The organism is Roseomonas chloroacetimidivorans, from assembly GCF_049629625.1.
Taxonomy (GTDB): Bacteria; Pseudomonadota; Alphaproteobacteria; order Acetobacterales; family Acetobacteraceae; genus Roseomonas; species Roseomonas chloroacetimidivorans.
In genome coordinates, this window is the sequence record NZ_JBNBZS010000006.1 from 62,675 (window position 1) to 77,969 (window position 15,295).

The 15,295-nt window shown below is 67.0% G+C and carries 14 protein-coding genes and 1 tRNA gene; 4 read left to right on the forward strand and 11 right to left on the reverse strand.

Annotated elements, in window-relative coordinates:
* Positions 1-32: 32 nt before the first annotated feature.
* Positions 33-176, reverse strand: a complete 144-nt coding sequence (locus tag ACO1BU_RS05885; RefSeq protein WP_424134987.1) for a hypothetical protein — start codon at positions 174-176, stop codon at positions 33-35.
* A 367-nt stretch (positions 177-543) separates the two neighbouring features.
* On the opposite strand from ACO1BU_RS05885, the gene ACO1BU_RS05890 reads away from it, so the two are divergent.
* Complete coding sequence (locus ACO1BU_RS05890) at positions 544-777, forward strand: LysR family transcriptional regulator substrate-binding protein (RefSeq protein ID WP_424135018.1); 234 nt, start codon at positions 544-546, stop codon at positions 775-777.
* A gap of 303 nt (positions 778-1,080) precedes the next feature.
* Here the strand turns inward: ACO1BU_RS05890 and ACO1BU_RS05895 are convergent.
* From ACO1BU_RS05895 to ACO1BU_RS05920, 6 genes are all read right to left on the reverse strand, one after another.
* Positions 1,081-1,156 (reverse strand) — tRNA-Lys (locus ACO1BU_RS05895).
* Positions 1,157-1,270: 114 nt separating this feature from the next.
* Positions 1,271-2,434 carry a rod shape-determining protein RodA gene (rodA, locus tag ACO1BU_RS05900; RefSeq protein ID WP_424134988.1) on the reverse strand — a complete coding sequence of 388 codons (1,164 nt, stop codon included), beginning with the start codon at positions 2,432-2,434 and terminating at the stop codon, positions 1,271-1,273.
* Positions 2,431-4,329 carry a penicillin-binding protein 2 gene (gene mrdA / locus ACO1BU_RS05905; RefSeq protein WP_424134989.1) on the reverse strand — a complete coding sequence of 633 codons (1,899 nt, stop codon included), beginning with the start codon at positions 4,327-4,329 and terminating at the stop codon, positions 2,431-2,433. The genes rodA and mrdA overlap by 4 nt, the downstream gene beginning before the upstream one ends.
* A gap of 10 nt (positions 4,330-4,339) precedes the next feature.
* Positions 4,340-4,879, reverse strand: a complete 540-nt coding sequence (gene mreD, locus ACO1BU_RS05910; protein ID WP_424134990.1) for a rod shape-determining protein MreD — start codon at positions 4,877-4,879, stop codon at positions 4,340-4,342.
* 8 nt (positions 4,880-4,887) lie between these two features.
* Positions 4,888-5,757 carry a rod shape-determining protein MreC gene (gene mreC / locus ACO1BU_RS05915; RefSeq protein WP_424134991.1) on the reverse strand — a complete coding sequence of 290 codons (870 nt, stop codon included), beginning with the start codon at positions 5,755-5,757 and terminating at the stop codon, positions 4,888-4,890.
* Between the two features lie 129 nt (positions 5,758-5,886).
* Positions 5,887-6,930 carry a rod shape-determining protein gene (locus tag ACO1BU_RS05920; RefSeq protein WP_424134992.1) on the reverse strand — a complete coding sequence of 348 codons (1,044 nt, stop codon included), beginning with the start codon at positions 6,928-6,930 and terminating at the stop codon, positions 5,887-5,889.
* Between the two features lie 186 nt (positions 6,931-7,116).
* On the opposite strand from ACO1BU_RS05920, the gene ACO1BU_RS05925 reads away from it, so the two are divergent.
* Complete coding sequence (locus tag ACO1BU_RS05925) at positions 7,117-7,359, forward strand: hypothetical protein (RefSeq protein WP_424134993.1); 243 nt, start codon at positions 7,117-7,119, stop codon at positions 7,357-7,359.
* A gap of 186 nt (positions 7,360-7,545) precedes the next feature.
* A complete protein-coding gene (locus ACO1BU_RS05930; RefSeq protein WP_424134994.1) occupies positions 7,546-8,622 on the forward strand; it encodes an amidohydrolase family protein in 1,077 nt (358 codons plus the stop codon).
* Between the two features lie 39 nt (positions 8,623-8,661).
* On the opposite strand, the gene ACO1BU_RS05935 is transcribed toward ACO1BU_RS05930, so the two are convergent.
* Positions 8,662-10,248, reverse strand: coding sequence for a 2-isopropylmalate synthase (locus ACO1BU_RS05935; RefSeq protein WP_424134995.1), 1,587 nt, complete (start codon positions 10,246-10,248; stop codon positions 8,662-8,664).
* A 370-nt stretch (positions 10,249-10,618) separates the two neighbouring features.
* On the opposite strand from ACO1BU_RS05935, the gene ACO1BU_RS05940 reads away from it, so the two are divergent.
* Positions 10,619-11,797, forward strand: coding sequence for an MFS transporter (locus ACO1BU_RS05940; protein ID WP_424134996.1), 1,179 nt, complete (start codon positions 10,619-10,621; stop codon positions 11,795-11,797).
* A gap of 51 nt (positions 11,798-11,848) precedes the next feature.
* Here ACO1BU_RS05940 and ilvC read toward each other — a convergent pair whose 3' ends face one another.
* From ilvC to ACO1BU_RS05955, 3 genes are all read right to left on the reverse strand, one after another.
* Positions 11,849-12,865 carry a ketol-acid reductoisomerase gene (gene ilvC / locus ACO1BU_RS05945; RefSeq protein ID WP_424134997.1) on the reverse strand — a complete coding sequence of 339 codons (1,017 nt, stop codon included), beginning with the start codon at positions 12,863-12,865 and terminating at the stop codon, positions 11,849-11,851.
* A gap of 68 nt (positions 12,866-12,933) precedes the next feature.
* The gene (gene ilvN / locus ACO1BU_RS05950) at positions 12,934-13,461 is read right to left on the reverse strand and encodes an acetolactate synthase small subunit (RefSeq protein ID WP_424134998.1); all 528 of its coding nucleotides are present in this window, start codon (positions 13,459-13,461) and stop codon (positions 12,934-12,936) included.
* Positions 13,462-13,463: 2 nt separating this feature from the next.
* Positions 13,464-15,257, reverse strand: a complete 1,794-nt coding sequence (locus tag ACO1BU_RS05955; RefSeq protein WP_424134999.1) for an acetolactate synthase 3 large subunit — start codon at positions 15,255-15,257, stop codon at positions 13,464-13,466.
* Positions 15,258-15,295 lie beyond the last annotated feature (38 nt).

Here is a 15,295-nt window from a genome sequence, read left to right on the forward strand (position 1 = left end):
AGACTTTTTGATGTGCCACATGCCGATAAGTTTTAGGCATGCGCGGCCCAAGCCTCCGACAACTGCAGGCCCTCCTCTACGTCGTCGAAACTGGCGGTGTCCCGAGGGCTGCGCAGGCGCTCGGCCTGACCTAGCCCGCGGCCAGCCAGCAGCTCCGCGAATCCAGAGCGCGCCATGGACGTCCGACTGCTTGAGCGCGTCGTCGGGCGCGCGGTCCCGACCGCGGCTGGGCGGGTTCTGATCGAGCCTGCCCGCTAGGCGCAGGCCGCGGTCGAGGACGCCAGTGCGGTGGCCGCGACCTACCAATCCGGCGAGGCCTGGCGCGTCTGCCTCGGCACCGGCACCACGGCCTGCATCCACCTGCTGCCGCCAGGTCCTGGCGGACCTGAACGAGCGGATGCCGGGGCTTGAGGTGATCATTGCCACCGGCAGCACACCAGACATTCTGCGCAGGGTTGAGGAGAGCGAACTGGATGCCGCGCTGGTCATCCTCCCGGCCGCGCTGGGCCGCTTGCTCATGGCGATGCGGATTGTCACGGATCACTGGTCGCGTTCCTTCCCACGGCCATGGCACCGGCCGGGCGTCCCGCGCCCACGGCCGCCGACCTGGCGAAGCTGCCGCTGATCCTCTACGAGACCGGGGCCAACACGCGGGTCGTCATCGATAGCTGGTTCCGCCGTGCGGGACTGGCGCCCCGGCCGAACATGGAGCTGGGCAGCGTCGAGGCGCTTAAGGTGATGGCGGCCGGGGCCTTGGCCGCTTGCTCAGCGCATTGAAAGCTGGTGAAGCGGAGGAGCCCCAAAGCGCGCGCAGGTGACCCCGACCACAGTATTTCGTGGCTAACCACGATGCCGCGGAAGGCCAGTATCTGCGCCACCAGTCGCAAGCGGAGCGGGAAGCGGACATAGAGCCATGCCGCATGGCTAATGATCTTGGCCTGGAAGCGATACCCGGCGAAGCTACGGCAGGCGGGGGCGGAAATTCCACTCGCCTACTCGGGGATGGCCCACTCGGGCAAGCCGGCAGACGAAGAACTTGACGATACCGTCTCGTAAGAGATTGAAATTTCTAAGATGGAATGGTGGGCGCACTAGGGCTCGAACCTAGGACCCGCTGATTAAGAGTCAGCTGCTCTACCAACTGAGCTATGCGCCCATTCCACTCTGCCGCGGCGCCTGGGGCGCCGGGCCGCTCGGGGAGGTGCGTCACCGCCCTGGCGTGGCGCGGCTTCTATCCGATCCAGCGGGAAGGTCAACCCCGTTATCTCACTTATTCCCGCGCCGCAGCGAACTCGGCATCCCGGTGCACGTAAACACTGCCGAGCAGGCCGAAGCCCAGCATCACTGTCAGCACCGCCGAACCGCCATGGCTGATCAGCGGCAACGGCACGCCGCCCACGGGGATGCTGCCCGTGACCATAGCAATGTTTACAAAGACATAGAGGAAGAAGTTCATCCCAAGACCCAGAGCCACCAGCCGCCCGAACTGGTGTCGGCAGCGCAACGCCGTCAGCATGGCAAAGATAATGACCAGGGCCAGCAACCCGAGCGTGCCCAGGGCACCGACCAGGCCGAACTCCTCGGCGATCATGGTGAAGATAAAGTCGGTCTGCTTCTCCGGCAGGAAGTTCAGGTGTCCCTGAGTGCCTTGCAGGAACCCCTTCCCCCAGATGCCGCCGGAGCCCAACGCGATCTTGCTCTGGATGATGTTGTAGCCGGCGCCAAGCGGATCACTCTCCGGGTCCAGGAAGGTGGTGATCCGGGCGCGCTGGTAGTCATGCAAATGGTCGTAAGCGATGGGCGCGGCGATGCCTGCGCCCGCGAGGACGATGGCGAACTTCCACCAGCGCACGCCCGCGGCCCAGAACATCGCCGCCCCGATCATGCCGGTGATCAGCGCCGTGCCGAGATTCGGCTGCTTCAGGATCAGCGCCATGGGCACCAGCACGGCCAAGGCCGGCGGGATGAGGAAAAGCGGGTTGCCCATCCGCTCCCAGGAGGCCCGGTGGAACCAGGAGGCCAGGCCAAGCACGAGCATGATCTTCATCAGTTCGGACGGCTGAAGCTGGATGGGCCCGATATCGATCCAGCGCTGCGCCCCCTTGCCCACATTGCCGTGCACCAACACCAACACCAGCAGGGCCACGCCGATCGCGTAGCCCACCCAGGCGAAGCGGGCGATCACGCGGATGTCGACCAGGGAAAGGGAGAGCATCATCACCAGCCCGAAGCCGAAGCGGATCGCGTGCTTCGAGGCATAGGCATCCGGTGAGCCGCCTCCCGCCGAGTAGAGGGCGACATAGCCGATGGCCGCCACGGCGCAGAGCATCAGCACAAACAGCCAGGGAATATGCCAGAGCTTCTCGAGAATGCCGAAGCTGTACTTCCGCATCAGCAGCCGGCGCTCGTAGAAGGCCGGTTCGCGCAGCATCATGGGCGGGTAGCCCCCGGCGAGGCTTCACGGGCGGGTCCCGCATCAGCCACCCGGGCGGATGACGCGGCCGGCTGGCGGAAGCGGTTGATGGTGTCGATCATGATGTCGCGGGCGATCGGGGCCGCCGCTCCGGCACCGGACGAACCGTGTTCCACAATCACCATGACTGCGTATCTGGGGTCATCATAGGGCGCGTAGGAGACGAAGAGCGCATGCGGCCGCCATTCGCGCGGCATGGCCTCCACGCGGAAGCCGCGCTCGCGCTGCTCGCGGCTGACCCGGCGCACCTGGGTGCTGCCCGTCTTCCCCGCAAGCTGCCCCATGCTGGCCGGCAGCTTGGCCACCTTGGCCGTGCCGCCCTCCTCGTTCACCACGGCCCACATGCCCTCACGGACCACGCGCAGGTCGCGCTCGGGGATGCCGAGAGAAGGCCAGTCCTCCGTCCGTGCGCCCCGCACGGGCCGTCCGCCGATGGAGCGGGTCAGATGTGGCTGCACGGCCTTTCCGGTGGCCAGCCGGGCCGTCATGGTGGCCAGCGACAGAGGGGTGAGCTGGTAGAAGCCCTGGCCGATGCCATGCACCACCGTGTCGCCCAGGTTCCAGGGCTTGCCCTGGGCCTGGCGCCAGGCACGGGTCGGAACCAGCCCACGCCGGGTGCCGGGAAGCTCAATGTCGAGATCCACACCAAGCCCGAGGCGATTCGCCATCGCGGCGATCCGGTCGATTCCCGTGCGCTTGGCCATTTCGTAGAAATAGCAGTCGCAGGAGTGCTTGAGGCCGCCCTTCATATCCGCGCTGCCATGGCCGTAGCGGGCCCAGCAGTGGAAGCGGGTGTCGCCCAGGTCGTAATAGCCGGGACAGGGAACGCGCTCAGCGGGGGTGCAGACCTTCGCCTCCAGCGCGGCCAGGGCAACCACCATCTTGAAGGTGGATCCGGGCGCGTAGAGGCCGTTGGTCGTCTTGTTGATCAGCGGTGTCTGGCGCTTGCTGGTCCATTCCCGCCACTGGGCCGCCGAAACGCCGGAGTTGAACAGATTCGGATCGAAGGAGGGCTGGGTGGCCATGGCCAGCACCTCGCCGGTCCGGGCATCCATCACGACGGCGCTGGTCCCCTCCTCGCAACGGCTGCGAACCGTGCGCTGCAGTTCAGCATCGACGCTGATCTGGACGTCCTGGCCCGGCTGGCCCTCACGCCGGTCCAACTCTCGGATCACGCGGCCCACGGCGTTCACCTCCAACCGGATGGAGCCGGCGCGGCCGCGCAGGAGCTTGTCGTGGTAGCGCTCGATCCCGGCACGGCCCACGCGGATGCCCGGAAGCTCCAGCAGTGGATCCTCGCCGATATCGGCCTCTGCCGGCGGGGCCACATAGCCGACGATATGGGCCAGATGCTCCTTCTCGGGATATTCCCGGGTGGTGCCGACATCGACGGAGATCCCTGGAAGATCCGGGGCGTTCACCTCGATCCGGGCCATTTCCTCCCAAGTGAGAAACTCACGCACGGTCACCGGGATGAAGCGGCGCCGGCGGCGCACCTCGCGCTCGATCCGCAGGCGCTCAATCTCGGTCAGCGGGACGATCTTGCTGAAGGTGTCGAGCACGGCGGACACGTCGCGTGCGTCCTCAGCCACGACCAGGGCACGCCAGTTCAGCTGGCTGCCAGCAATAACCTTCCCTGCCCGGTCCAGCACCCGGCCGCGCGGGGGGGCAACAAGCCGGGCAGAGACGCGGTTCTCCTCCGCAAGAGTCGCGTAGCGCTCCCCCTCCTCCACCTGCAGCTTCTTCAGCCGCCAGCCGAGAAAGCCCAGCGCACTGAGCTGGATTCCGCCAAGCAGCAGGGCGCGGCGGGTGAAGACGCTACGGCGCGCTTCCTCTTCCTTCCGGGCCGCGCTCACGCCCACCTCCTCATGCCAGAGCCTCGGCGCGCTGCATGGCGCGATGCGCCCCGGTCATGAGCCAGGCGAGGAGTGGATAGAGGCCGATGATCAGGCCCAGCTGGGTGATGGCCGGGGAGGTGGGCGGAAGCTGCCAGCCAAGCAGCGTCTGGAGAATATAGCCCAGCGCCACCGCCAGCACCGCAAAGCCGCAATAGGCCAGCCAGACCAGCAGGAATGACTGCTTGGCCAGCACTCGCCGCACCCGTAGTGCGGCCCCATGGGTCAGCAGCAAGGTCAATATGCCGATCCCCAGCGGGGCGAAGCCGAGCAGGTCCTGCAGGATACCGAGGCCGAAGACGGCCGGGGCGGGCATCGAGCCCGGGCGGAACAGGCTCCAAAAGAACACCCCAGCCAAGGCCACGGCGGGCATGAGGGAGGGCAACCCCACCGGGGCGGCGGCGAGGATCATGACGATGGCCGTGGTCGCACTGGGCGTGGCCGCGCGCGCGAGCGCGTCCAGCCGCGCCAGCAGGCCGGGGGCTGCGGCGGGGCGTCCTGGTCGGGCCATGATCGGGTTCACCGCCGCGGGCGGACCGAGGGATCCGGACGCGCGACCGCTTCCGGCGGAAGAATGCCGGCGAGCCCGAATTCAAAGATGCGCAGCAGATCCAGCCGATCGAGCTGTGCGAAGAGCTCCACCTCCGGCCAGCCCGTATCACCGATGCGAACGACTCCGACCGGCAGGCCCGCCGGGAAAGTAGCGGATTCGGCCGAGGTCACGACCCGGTCCCCCTCCTGCGGCTGCAGGCCGGCTGGCCAGTGTTGCAGGCGGGGACGGGCACCATTTGTGCCCACCATGATGGCCCGGGCGCGCGAACCCTCAAGCACGACGGGGATGCGGCTGTTCATATCCGTGACCAGCAGGATCCGGGCCGAACGGGACCCAACCTCCGTCACTCGCCCAGCCAGGCCACGCTCATCCAGCGCCACCTGGCCCTTCTGAACCTGGAGGAAGGGATTGGTCGCGATCAGAACGGCCTTCGCATAGGTGCCACCGGCATCGGCCACAACCCGGGCCGTGTGGAACTGCGGCGCGGGATCCGGGACGAAGGAAAGCTGGCGCCGGAGCATGGTGTTCTCCGCCTCCAGGGCCAGGGCCGCGGCCTGCCAGCGATGCAGCCGCTCATTCTCCTCCCGAAGCCGGGCCGCTTCCTCCCGCAGGTGCAGCAGCCCGCGCGCCTCCGTCACGGCATTCCGCACCGCCCCGATTGGTTCAGCGGCGACGGCGTAGAGAGGCGCTAGGAGATCCGCCAGCGCCATCCGCGCCCGCTCGACCAGAAGCGTATCGGCCTTGCCGAGAAGCATGGTCCCGAAAGCCGCCGCGATCAGCACGGGAAGCGAAAGTCGCCCCAGGGCCTGACGAAGCGGGACGCTCAGACGAATCATGCTGATCTCCCCCTCGCCCGCCACAAACTTCCCGAATCCGGAAGATGTTGCGACCAACGCCCTGATCGTGAACAATTCTCACGAGACCGAAACGGACCACGACTCGTCCGCTCGCGACTCCGTGATCGATCAATACATCGAAGAGAGGACGTGGCGAAGCCGCTTCATTTCCTCAAGGGCCCGACCTGTGCCCAATGCGACACAGGAGAGCGCCTCCTCAGCGACGCTCACGGGCAGGCCGGTCGCGTCCCGCAACACCCCATCCAGCCGGTGCAGCAGCGCGCCGCCGCCGGTCAAAACGATGCCCTTGTCCACGATGTCGGCGGCCAGCTCCGGCGGGGTGTTCTCCAACGCCACCTTCACCGCCTCCACGATCTGGGAAACCGGCTCTGACAGGCTTTCCGAAATCTGCCGCATGGAGACATAGACCTCCCGCGGCACGCCATTCATGAGGTCGCGGCCCTTCACCTCGGTAATCGGGCCTTCCTCCCCGTCTTCCGGGGCCGCGGCGGCGCCGATCTCCATCTTGATCCGCTCGGCCGTGCTCTCGCCGATCAGGAGGTTAAACTGCCTGCGGATATAGGAGATGATGGCCTCGTCCATCTTGTCCCCGCCGACGCGGACGCTGCGGGCATAGACGATGCCGCCCAGCGAAATAACGGCCACCTCTGTCGTACCGCCACCAATGTCGACGATCATGGAGCCAGAGGGCTCGGTTACCGGCAGGCCGGCGCCGATGGCGGCCGCCATGGGCTCCTCGATCAGCAGCACCTTGCGGGCGCCGGCCGACTCGGCGCTCTCCTGGATCGCGCGGCGCTCCACGGCTGTAGAGCCGGAGGGCACGCAGACGATGATCATGGGCGAGGCGAAGCTGCGCCGGTTATGCACCTTGCGGATGAAGTGCTTGATCATCTCTTCCGCCACCTCGAAGTCGGCAATCACGCCGTCCCGGAGGGGGCGAATGGCGGCAATGTTTCCGGGCGTGCGGCCAAGCATCATCTTGGCCTCCTCGCCCACCGCCAGCACCTGCTTGCGACCACGGATATCAGCGATGGCGACGACCGAGGGCTCGTTCAGGACGATGCCGCGGCCCTTCACATAGACCAGGGTGTTCGCCGTGCCGAGGTCGATGGCCATGTCGGCGGAGAGGAAGCCGAACAGGCGGGAGAACATGCGGATCTGACCTCGGGAAGGACTTGGGAAAGCCCGGATGTTCGGGCGAAGGGTGACTAGCGGCAAGGGCCGTGCCGCTCAAGCCGGAAACGATGGGCAGAGGCCAAGATGACAGTGCCGCAACCGTCCCACCTCAGGAGGCGTTCTCCTCCCATAGTCCAACATTGCAAAGAACAGGAACCAGTCATGCGAAAGACCAGCCTCGTCCTTCTCGCCGCTGCCAGCCTCGGCCTCGGCGCCTGCGGCTACCGCACCGGTGACCGGGCGGTATCCGGCGGTCTTCTTGGCGCCGGCGCCGGCGCGGGTATCGCCGCGATCACGGGCGGCAGTGCCGGCACGGGCGCGCTGCTCGGCGGCGCGGCCGGCGCGGCCGGCGGCGCGCTGACCAGCGGCAACGACGTCAATCTCGGCCGCCCCGCCTGGCGCTGAGCCTCGAAGACAAAGTCCAAACAGAAGCGCGGTGAAGGGCGCCCCTGCGGGGGCGCCCTTTTCGCATCTGTCCAGCCCACGCGGCCGGGAGTGTCGTCGACACTTGCCCGGCGCAATGGCGCCGTCTTCCATCTTTCCGGGACCGGCCGCGAAGGAGTCGGCCCGAAGGGAATGGAAACGGTGCCCATGACGATCTTTGCCTGCGACTCCGGCAGGGGCCACGCCGCCGGCTGCCCCTGCCATGTCCCGCGCCGCGCAATGATACGGGGTCTTATTGGCGCCGGCGCGGCCACGCTGCTTCCGGGGGCGGTCCGGGCCCAGCCTGCCACCCCGGCCCGGCGGCGGATCGATGTCCACCACCATCTCTCGCCCCCCGCCTGGCGCGATGCGGCGCTCCAGAAGATGGATCTTCTGCCAGTCGCGCGGGACTGGACACCGGAGCGGACCATCGCCGACATGGACGCGGCCGGAATCGACATCGCCATTCTTTCCGTCAGCACGCCGGGCATGAGTTTCGTCCAGGGCGAGGAGCGGCGCCGCCTAGCACGCGCCTGCAACGAGTATGCGGCGGAACTGGTCCAGCGCTATCCCCGGCGCTTCGGTGCCTTCGCCACCCTGCCGCTGCCGGATGTGGAGGGAAGCCTGGCCGAGGCTGCCTACGCCATGGATGTTCTGAAAGCCGACGGCGTCCTTCTCTTCACCAGCTACGGGAACCAGTGGCTGGGCGATGCGATGTTCCACCCGCTCTACGAGGAACTGAACCGGCGCCGGGCAGTGGCCGCCACCCACCCATTGTCGCCGGCCTGCTGCGCGAATCTCGTTCCCTCGGTTTTCGACACGGTGGTGGAATACGGCACGGACACGACTCGCAGCATCGCCAGCCTGATGTTCACGGGCACGGCGGCGAAATTCCCGGATATCCGCTTCATCTTCTCCCATGCCGGCGGAACCATGCCGTTCCTGATCGAGCGGCTGGAGTTCCAGGCACGGATCCCGGCCATGGCCGCGAAGCTGGCGGGGAATGCGGTCCGGCCAGCGATCGGGCGCTTCCTGTATGATACCGCCCAGGCAGCGAACCCGGTCGCCATGGGGGCACTGACGCAGTTGGTACCGGTCAGCCAGATCGTGCTCGGAACCGACTTCCCCTATCGGACCGGGCCGGAGCAGGTGCAGGGACTGGCCGGGTGTGGGCTGGAGGCCGCGGCCTTACGCGCGATCGAGAGCGGCAATGCCGAGGCGCTGCTTCCCCGGCTAAAGGCGTGAGGAACCGGGAGGGCGGCCAGGCCGCCCTCCCCCGTCCTATCAGGCCGCCGGCGCGGCCATCTCTGCCGGCGCGGTCCGCTCCCGCTTCACCAGCAGCTTGTTCAACGCATGCACATAGGCGCGGGCGGAGGCGACGATGGTGTCGGTATCCGCCCCCTGCCCGTCCACGAGCTTGCCGTTCTCTTCGAAGCGCACGGTCACGCGCGCCTGGGCGTCCGTTCCGCCCGTGACGGACTGCACGGCATAGAGCTTCAGCGCCACGTCATGCGGATAGGCCGCGCGGATCGCGTTGAAGGTGGCATCCACAGCACCGTCGCCGACGGCCATGCCCTCGACCTCCTCGCCATCGATCTCCAGCTTCAGCGTGGCCATCGGGCGGGTGTTCAGGCCGGAGGTGACGGTCATCGCCGTCAGCTTCACGCGGTCGTTCTGGCGGATCACCTCGTCATCCACCAGCGCGGCCACGTCTTCGTCGTAGACGACCTTCTTGCGGTCAGCGAGATCCTTGAAGCGGCGGAAGGCATCGTTCAGGGCGTTGTCGCCCAGCTCATAGCCCAGGGCCTTCAGCTTATCGCGGAAGGCCGCGCGGCCGGAATGCTTGCCCAGCACCAGCGAGTTCGTGGTCCAGCCCACGCTCTCCGGTGTCATGATTTCATAGGTGGAGGCATCCTTCAGCACCCCGTCCTGGTGGATGCCGGACTCATGGGCGAAGGCGTTGCGGCCGACGATCGCCTTGTTCGGCTGCACGTCGAAGCCGGTGATGGTGGCCAGCAGGCGCGAGGTCTTCAGGATGTTCGGCGTGTGAATTCCGGTCTTGCGCGCGATGGCGTTGCCGCGCGTGCGCAGGGCCATTGCCACCTCCTCCAAAGAGGCGTTGCCGGCGCGCTCCCCAATGCCGTTGATCGTGCACTCCACCTGGCGGGCGCCGGCCTGGATGGCGGCGATGGTGTTGGCGACGGCCAGGCCCAGATCGTCATGGTTGTGGGTCGAGAAGATCACTCCATCCGCGCCCGGCACCCGGTCCCGTAGCATGGTGAAGATGCGGGTCATGTCCTCCGGCAGGGCGTAGCCCACGGTGTCCGGAACGTTGATGGTGGTCGCGCCCGCCTTGATCGCGGCCTCGACGCAGCGGCACAGAAAGTCGGGATCCGTGCGGCTGCCATCCTCGGCCGACCACTCCACATCGTCCGTGTGCTGGCGGGCGAGCGTGACACTGCGCACCACGGCGGCCAGCACCTCCTCATTCGACATGCGCAGCTTCACGCGCATATGCAGGTCGCTGGTAGAGATGAAGGTGTGAATGCGGCCGCGGGCGGCGGGCTTGATGGCCTCGGCGGCCCGAATGATGTCGGCGTCGGCGGAACGAGCCAGGCCGCAAACCACAGGGCCATCCTTGGCAAAGCGCTGGGCAATGGAGCGGACGCTCTCGAAGTCACCGGGGCTGGCGATCGGGAAGCCGGCCTCCAGCACGTCCGCACCCAGCTCGGCCAGGCTTTCCGCCATGCGCAGCTTTTCCTCCAGATTCATGGAAAAGCCCGGGGACTGCTCGCCGTCGCGCAGCGTGGTGTCGAAAATAATGACGCGGTCTTCCGCGATCTTGCCGAAGCTGGGGTGATTCTGGGCCATTGGCCGTTCCTTCGAGTGCCGTGTGGTTGAACAGGCGGGCGCGTCGCCCGGGGGGTCCCCCTGAGCGATGCCGGCCGATCAGCCGCGCGTCACGCCCAGGGGCGGCGAAGTCGAAGGAGAATAAGGGGAAGAAGGGCGAGCGCCGGGCGCGCCAGCATTCCGGCGGAAAGGCCGGTGCTGAAAGGCGCGAAACGGGCGGGAGTCGCCTGCATGGCGCAGAAGCTACGTCGCAAGGTGCCACGAGGCAAGCACTGAAAGGACGGGCCGCGTCCACACTGCGTGAAGCGGCCATGTGGGCGGGGCGCTTGCATCCATGCTGCGTTGCAGCAAATAGGAAAGCTCCTCTGTCCCTTCATCCGGAAGCACCCGCATGGGCCTGCCGCTTCTCTCCCTCTCGGTCGCCGCATTCGGGATCGGGATGACCGAGTTCATCATCATGGGGCTGCTGCCCCAACTTGCCGCCGATCTGCAGGTCACAATCCCGCAGGCCGGCTTTCTCGTCTCCGGATATGCGCTCGGCGTGGTGGTAGGCGCCCCCATCATGGCGGTCGCCACGGCCCGGGCGCCGCGGAGGCCCGTGCTGATCGCACTGATGGGACTGTTTGTACTGGGAAATATCGCCTGTGCCCTGGCGGCTGACTACGGCTGGCTGATGGCGGCCCGCGTGCTGACCGCCTTCGCCCACGCGGCTTTCTTCGGCCTGGGCGCCGTGGTCGCGACGCAGGTGGTGCCGGCTGGGCGGCAGGCCCGTGCCATCGCGCTGATGTTCATGGGCCTTACCCTCGCCAATGTGCTGGGCGTGCCGATTGGAACCGCGATCGGGCAGGTCACGGGCTGGCGATCCACCTTCTGGGGTGTCGGCATGATCGGAGCGCTGGCGATGCTGGCACTGCATCTCTGGCTGCCGCGCGACCTGCCGCGTGGTGCCGGCGGCATCATGGCGGAGTTCCGGGCCATGGCGCGACCGCAGGTTCAGCTGGCCATGCTGATCAGCGTGCTGACCTCCGCCGCCATGTTCGCGATCTTCACCTATATCGCGCCGATGCTGGAGCATGTGACAGGCATCACCGGCCAGGGCATCTCGGCCGTACTGCTGGTTGTGGGGCTTGGCATGACGGCCGGCAACCTGCTCGGCGGGCGGCTGGGCGATTGGAAGCTGATGCCGATGGTCATCGCCCTGCTGCTGGCGGCCGCCGGGGTGATGGTGGTCATGTCGGGCGTGCTGACCAACCCGATGGCGGCCGTGGCGGCAATCCTGGCCTGGGCGGTCGCCAACTCTTCCATTGGCACGCCGATGCAGATGCGGGTGATCCAGATGGCCCCGGGCGCACCCACCCTCGCCTCCACCGTGAACCAGGGGGCGTTCAACCTGGGCAATGCGGGTGGCGCCTGGATCAGCGGCGTTGCCCTGACCTATGGCGCGAGCTACGCGACCTTGCCGCTGATCGCGGCCTGCATCGCCCTGGCGGCAGCGGCGTTGGCAGCCCTATCGCACTCAATCGAGCGGCGCGCCCTGCGGGTCGCCGCCTTCCCTGCGCCGGCGGAGTAGAATCGAAAACGCCGCCGGGCGGTGAGACCCGGCGGCGCTTCGTTCAGGCGATCAGTTCTTGGTCTGGTCGACCAGCTGGTTCTTCTTGATCCAGGGCATCATGGCGCGAAGGCGCTCGCCCACCTGCTCAATCGGGTGCTCGGCCAGACGGCGGCGGGTGGCCTTGAAGCTGGCCTGGTTCACCTTGTTCTCCAGCATCCAGTCGCGGGCGAACTTGCCGGACTGAATGTCGTTCAGAACCTTCTTCATCTCCGCCTTGGTCTCGGCCGTCACGATGCGCGGGCCGGTGACGTACTCGCCATACTCGGCGGTGTTGGAGATGGAGTAGTTCATGTTGGCGATGCCGCCCTCATAGATGAGGTCGACAATCAGCTTCACCTCGTGGAGGCACTCGAAATAGGCCATCTCGGGGGCGTATCCGGCCTCGACCAGCGTCTCGAAGCCCGCCTTGATCAGCTCCACCAGACCACCGCAAAGCACGGCCTGCTCGCCGAACAGGTCGGTCTCGCACTCCTCCTTGAAGGTCGTCTCGATCACGCCCGAGCGGCCGCCGCCGATGGCGGAGGCGTAGGAGAGCGCAATCTCCATGCCGTTGCCCGAGGGGTTCTGGTGCACGGCCACGAGGCAGGGCACGCCGCCGCCCTTCTGGTACTCGCCGCGCACGGTGTGGCCCGGGCCCTTCGGCGCGATCATGAACACGTCAATGTCCGGACGCGGGTCGAGCAGGTTGAAGTGGACGTTCAGGCCATGGGCGAAGGCAAGCGCGGCGCCTTCCTTCATGTTGGCGTGCAGGTGATCGCGATACAGGTCGCCCTGGCCCTCATCCGGGGTCAGCACCATGACAACATCGGCCCACTTGGCGGCGTCCGCCGGGGACATGACCTTGAAGCCGGCAGCCTCGGCCTTCTTCGCGGAGGCGCCGGGGCGGAGGCCGATCACGACCTCCTTCACGCCGGAATCGCGCATGTTCATGGCATGGGCGTGGCCCTGGCTGCCGAATCCGATGACCGCGACCTTCTTGGCCTTGATCAGGTTCACGTCCGCGTCGCGGTCATAGTAAACGCGCATCTGCACTTCCCCCTCTGGGTCGAAAACGCCCGGACCGGCTCCAGCCTGGAAGCGGTCCGGTCCGGTTGTCAGGCCGCCAGGCTGCGCGGCCCACGCGCGATGGCGACGGCACCCGTTCGGGACACCTCCGCCAGCCCCAACGGCCGCATCAGCGCCACGAAGGCGTCGATCTTCTCGGCCGTGCCGGTCATCTCGAAGGTCGCGCTCTCATGGCTCGCATCCACCACGCGGGCGCGGAAGGCGTCGCCCAGGCGCAGCGCTTCCATGCGTGCATCGCCACGCCCAACCACCTTGATCAGAGCAAGCTCCCGCATGAGGTGCGGGCCGTCCATGGTCAGGTCCGCCACCGTATGCACGGGAACTAAGCGGTCAAGCTGCGCCTTGATCTGCTCGATGATCATGTCCGTGCCGGTGGTGACGACGGTGATGCGCGACAGTCGCCGCTCCTCATCCACCGGGGCCACGGTCAGGCTCTCAATATTGTAGCCACGGCCAGAGAAGAGGCCGATGACGCGCGCCAGCACGCCGGCCTCGTTCTCCACGAGCACCGCGATGGTGGCGGTGCGCTGGCCCTCGTTCGCAAACTTGTCGGACATGATCAGACCAGCACCTTGCCTTCGTCCGTCACGCCGGCGACACCGCCTTGCTGCCCCGGCCCGAGGATCATCTCATTATGCGCGGCGCCCGAGGGAATCATCGGGAAGACGTTTTCCTTCTGGTCCACGGCGATATCAGCGATGACCGGGCCGGGATGGGCGATCATCTCGCGGATCACCTCGTCCAGATGGCTCGCATCCGTCGCGCGCAGCCCGCGGGCGTGGAAGCTCTCGGCCAGCTTCACGAAGTCGGGCAGCGCGGCCGAATAGCTCTCGGAATAGCGCGAGCCGTGCAGCAGTTCCTGCCACTGGCGCACCATGCCCATATATTCGTTGTTCAGGATGAAGACCTTCACGGGCAGGCGGTACTGCGCCAGCGTGCCCATCTCCTGGATGTTCATCAGGATGCTGGCCTCGCCGGCAATGTCAATCACCAGCGCGTCCGGATGAGCGATCTGTACGCCCGCCGCGGCCGGCAACCCGTAACCCATCGTGCCCAGTCCGCCCGAGGTCATCCAGCGGTTCGGCTTCTCGAAGCCGAAATACTGCGCCGCCCACATCTGGTGCTGCCCCACCTCGGTCGAGATGAAGGTGTCGCGCCCCGTCTCGCGTGTGATCTCGTAAAGGCGCTTCACCGCATGCTGCGGCTTGATGATGCTGCCCTTCTGCTCGTACTGCAGGCAGTTGCGGGCGCGCCAGGAATCGATCTCCTTCCACCAGCCCGCCAGCGCCTCGCGGTCCTGCTCGGCGCGATCCGCCTCCCAGGCCTCGATCAGGGCGCGCAGCACGGCGGCGGCATCGCCCACGATGGGCACATCCACCTTGACGTTCTTGTTGATGTTGGACGGGTCGATATCGGCGTGGATCTTCACCGATCCCGGGGAGAAGGCGTTCAGCCGCCCCGTCACACGGTCATCGAAGCGCGCGCCGATGTTGAACATCACGTCGCAGCCATGCATGGCGAGGTTTGCCTCGACCGTGCCGTGCATGCCCAGCATGCCGATGAAGCGCGGATCGCTCGCAGGAAAGACGCCCAGGCCCATCAGGGTGTTCGTGCAGGGCATGTTCGCCATGCGCACGAACTTCGTCAGCAGCTCGCTCGCTTCCGGGCCAGCATTCACGACGCCGCCGCCGGCATAGACGACAGGGCGCTTCGCGCCCTTCAGCAGCGCCACCGCCTTGCGGATCTGCTCGGCCTCCGGGCGCGTGGTCGGGCGATAGGACCGGTGCTCCTCCCGCGGGGCTTCCTCATAGGTGCCCTTGGCCAGAAGGATGTCCTTCGGCAGGTCGACCACCACCGGGCCGGGGCGGCCCGAACGCGCCACGTAGAAGGCGTCGTGAACCGTGCGCGCGAGATCGCCGATCTTCTTGACGAGGTAGTTGTGCTTGGTGGCCGGGCGGGTGATGCCCGTCGTATCGGCTTCCTGGAAGGCGTCATTGCCGATCAGATGCGTCGGCACCTGGCCCGTCAGACAGACCACCGGGATCGAATCCAGCAACGCGTCCACAAGCCCCGTCACGGCATTGGTGGCGCCGGGGCCGGAGGTCACCAGCACACAGCCCACCTTGCCGGTGGAACGGGCATATCCCTCGGCGGCATGGACCGCCGCCTGCTCATGCCGAACCAGCACATGGCGGATGGCGTTCTGCTGGAACAGCGCATCGTAGATCGGAAGGACCGCGCCCCCCGGATAGCCGAAGATTACCTCTACGCCCTGGTCCTTCAGCGCACGGAGGACGATCTCGGCACCTGTCAGGGTGCTGGATTCACTCTGGGCCGGAAGGGTGGCGGACATGCGGCTTTTCCTCGGGGAAACATTCGCGGGCCGGTGGT

Bases quoted from the DNA above. Each gene is read 5' to 3' on its own strand.
- ACO1BU_RS05885 (WP_424134987.1), bottom strand. From the start codon at position 176: ATGGCGCGCTCTGGATTCGCGGAGCTGCTGGCTGGCCGCGGGCTAGGT.
- rodA (WP_424134988.1), bottom strand. From the start codon at position 2,434: ATGATGCTGCGCGAACCGGCCTTCTACGAGCGCCGGCTGCTGATGCGG.
- mreD (WP_424134990.1), bottom strand. From the start codon at position 4,879: ATGGCCCGACCAGGACGCCCCGCCGCAGCCCCCGGCCTGCTGGCGCGG.
- mreC (WP_424134991.1), bottom strand. From the start codon at position 5,757: ATGATTCGTCTGAGCGTCCCGCTTCGTCAGGCCCTGGGGCGACTTTCG.
- ACO1BU_RS05920 (WP_424134992.1), bottom strand. From the start codon at position 6,930: ATGTTCTCCCGCCTGTTCGGCTTCCTCTCCGCCGACATGGCCATCGAC.
- ACO1BU_RS05925 (WP_424134993.1), top strand. From the start codon at position 7,117: ATGCGAAAGACCAGCCTCGTCCTTCTCGCCGCTGCCAGCCTCGGCCTC.
- ACO1BU_RS05930 (WP_424134994.1), top strand. From the start codon at position 7,546: ATGACGATCTTTGCCTGCGACTCCGGCAGGGGCCACGCCGCCGGCTGC.
- ACO1BU_RS05935 (WP_424134995.1), bottom strand. From the start codon at position 10,248: ATGGCCCAGAATCACCCCAGCTTCGGCAAGATCGCGGAAGACCGCGTC.
- ACO1BU_RS05940 (WP_424134996.1), top strand. From the start codon at position 10,619: ATGGGCCTGCCGCTTCTCTCCCTCTCGGTCGCCGCATTCGGGATCGGG.
- ilvC (WP_424134997.1), bottom strand. From the start codon at position 12,865: ATGCGCGTTTACTATGACCGCGACGCGGACGTGAACCTGATCAAGGCC.
- ilvN (WP_424134998.1), bottom strand. From the start codon at position 13,461: ATGTCCGACAAGTTTGCGAACGAGGGCCAGCGCACCGCCACCATCGCG.
- ACO1BU_RS05955 (WP_424134999.1), bottom strand. From the start codon at position 15,257: ATGTCCGCCACCCTTCCGGCCCAGAGTGAATCCAGCACCCTGACAGGT.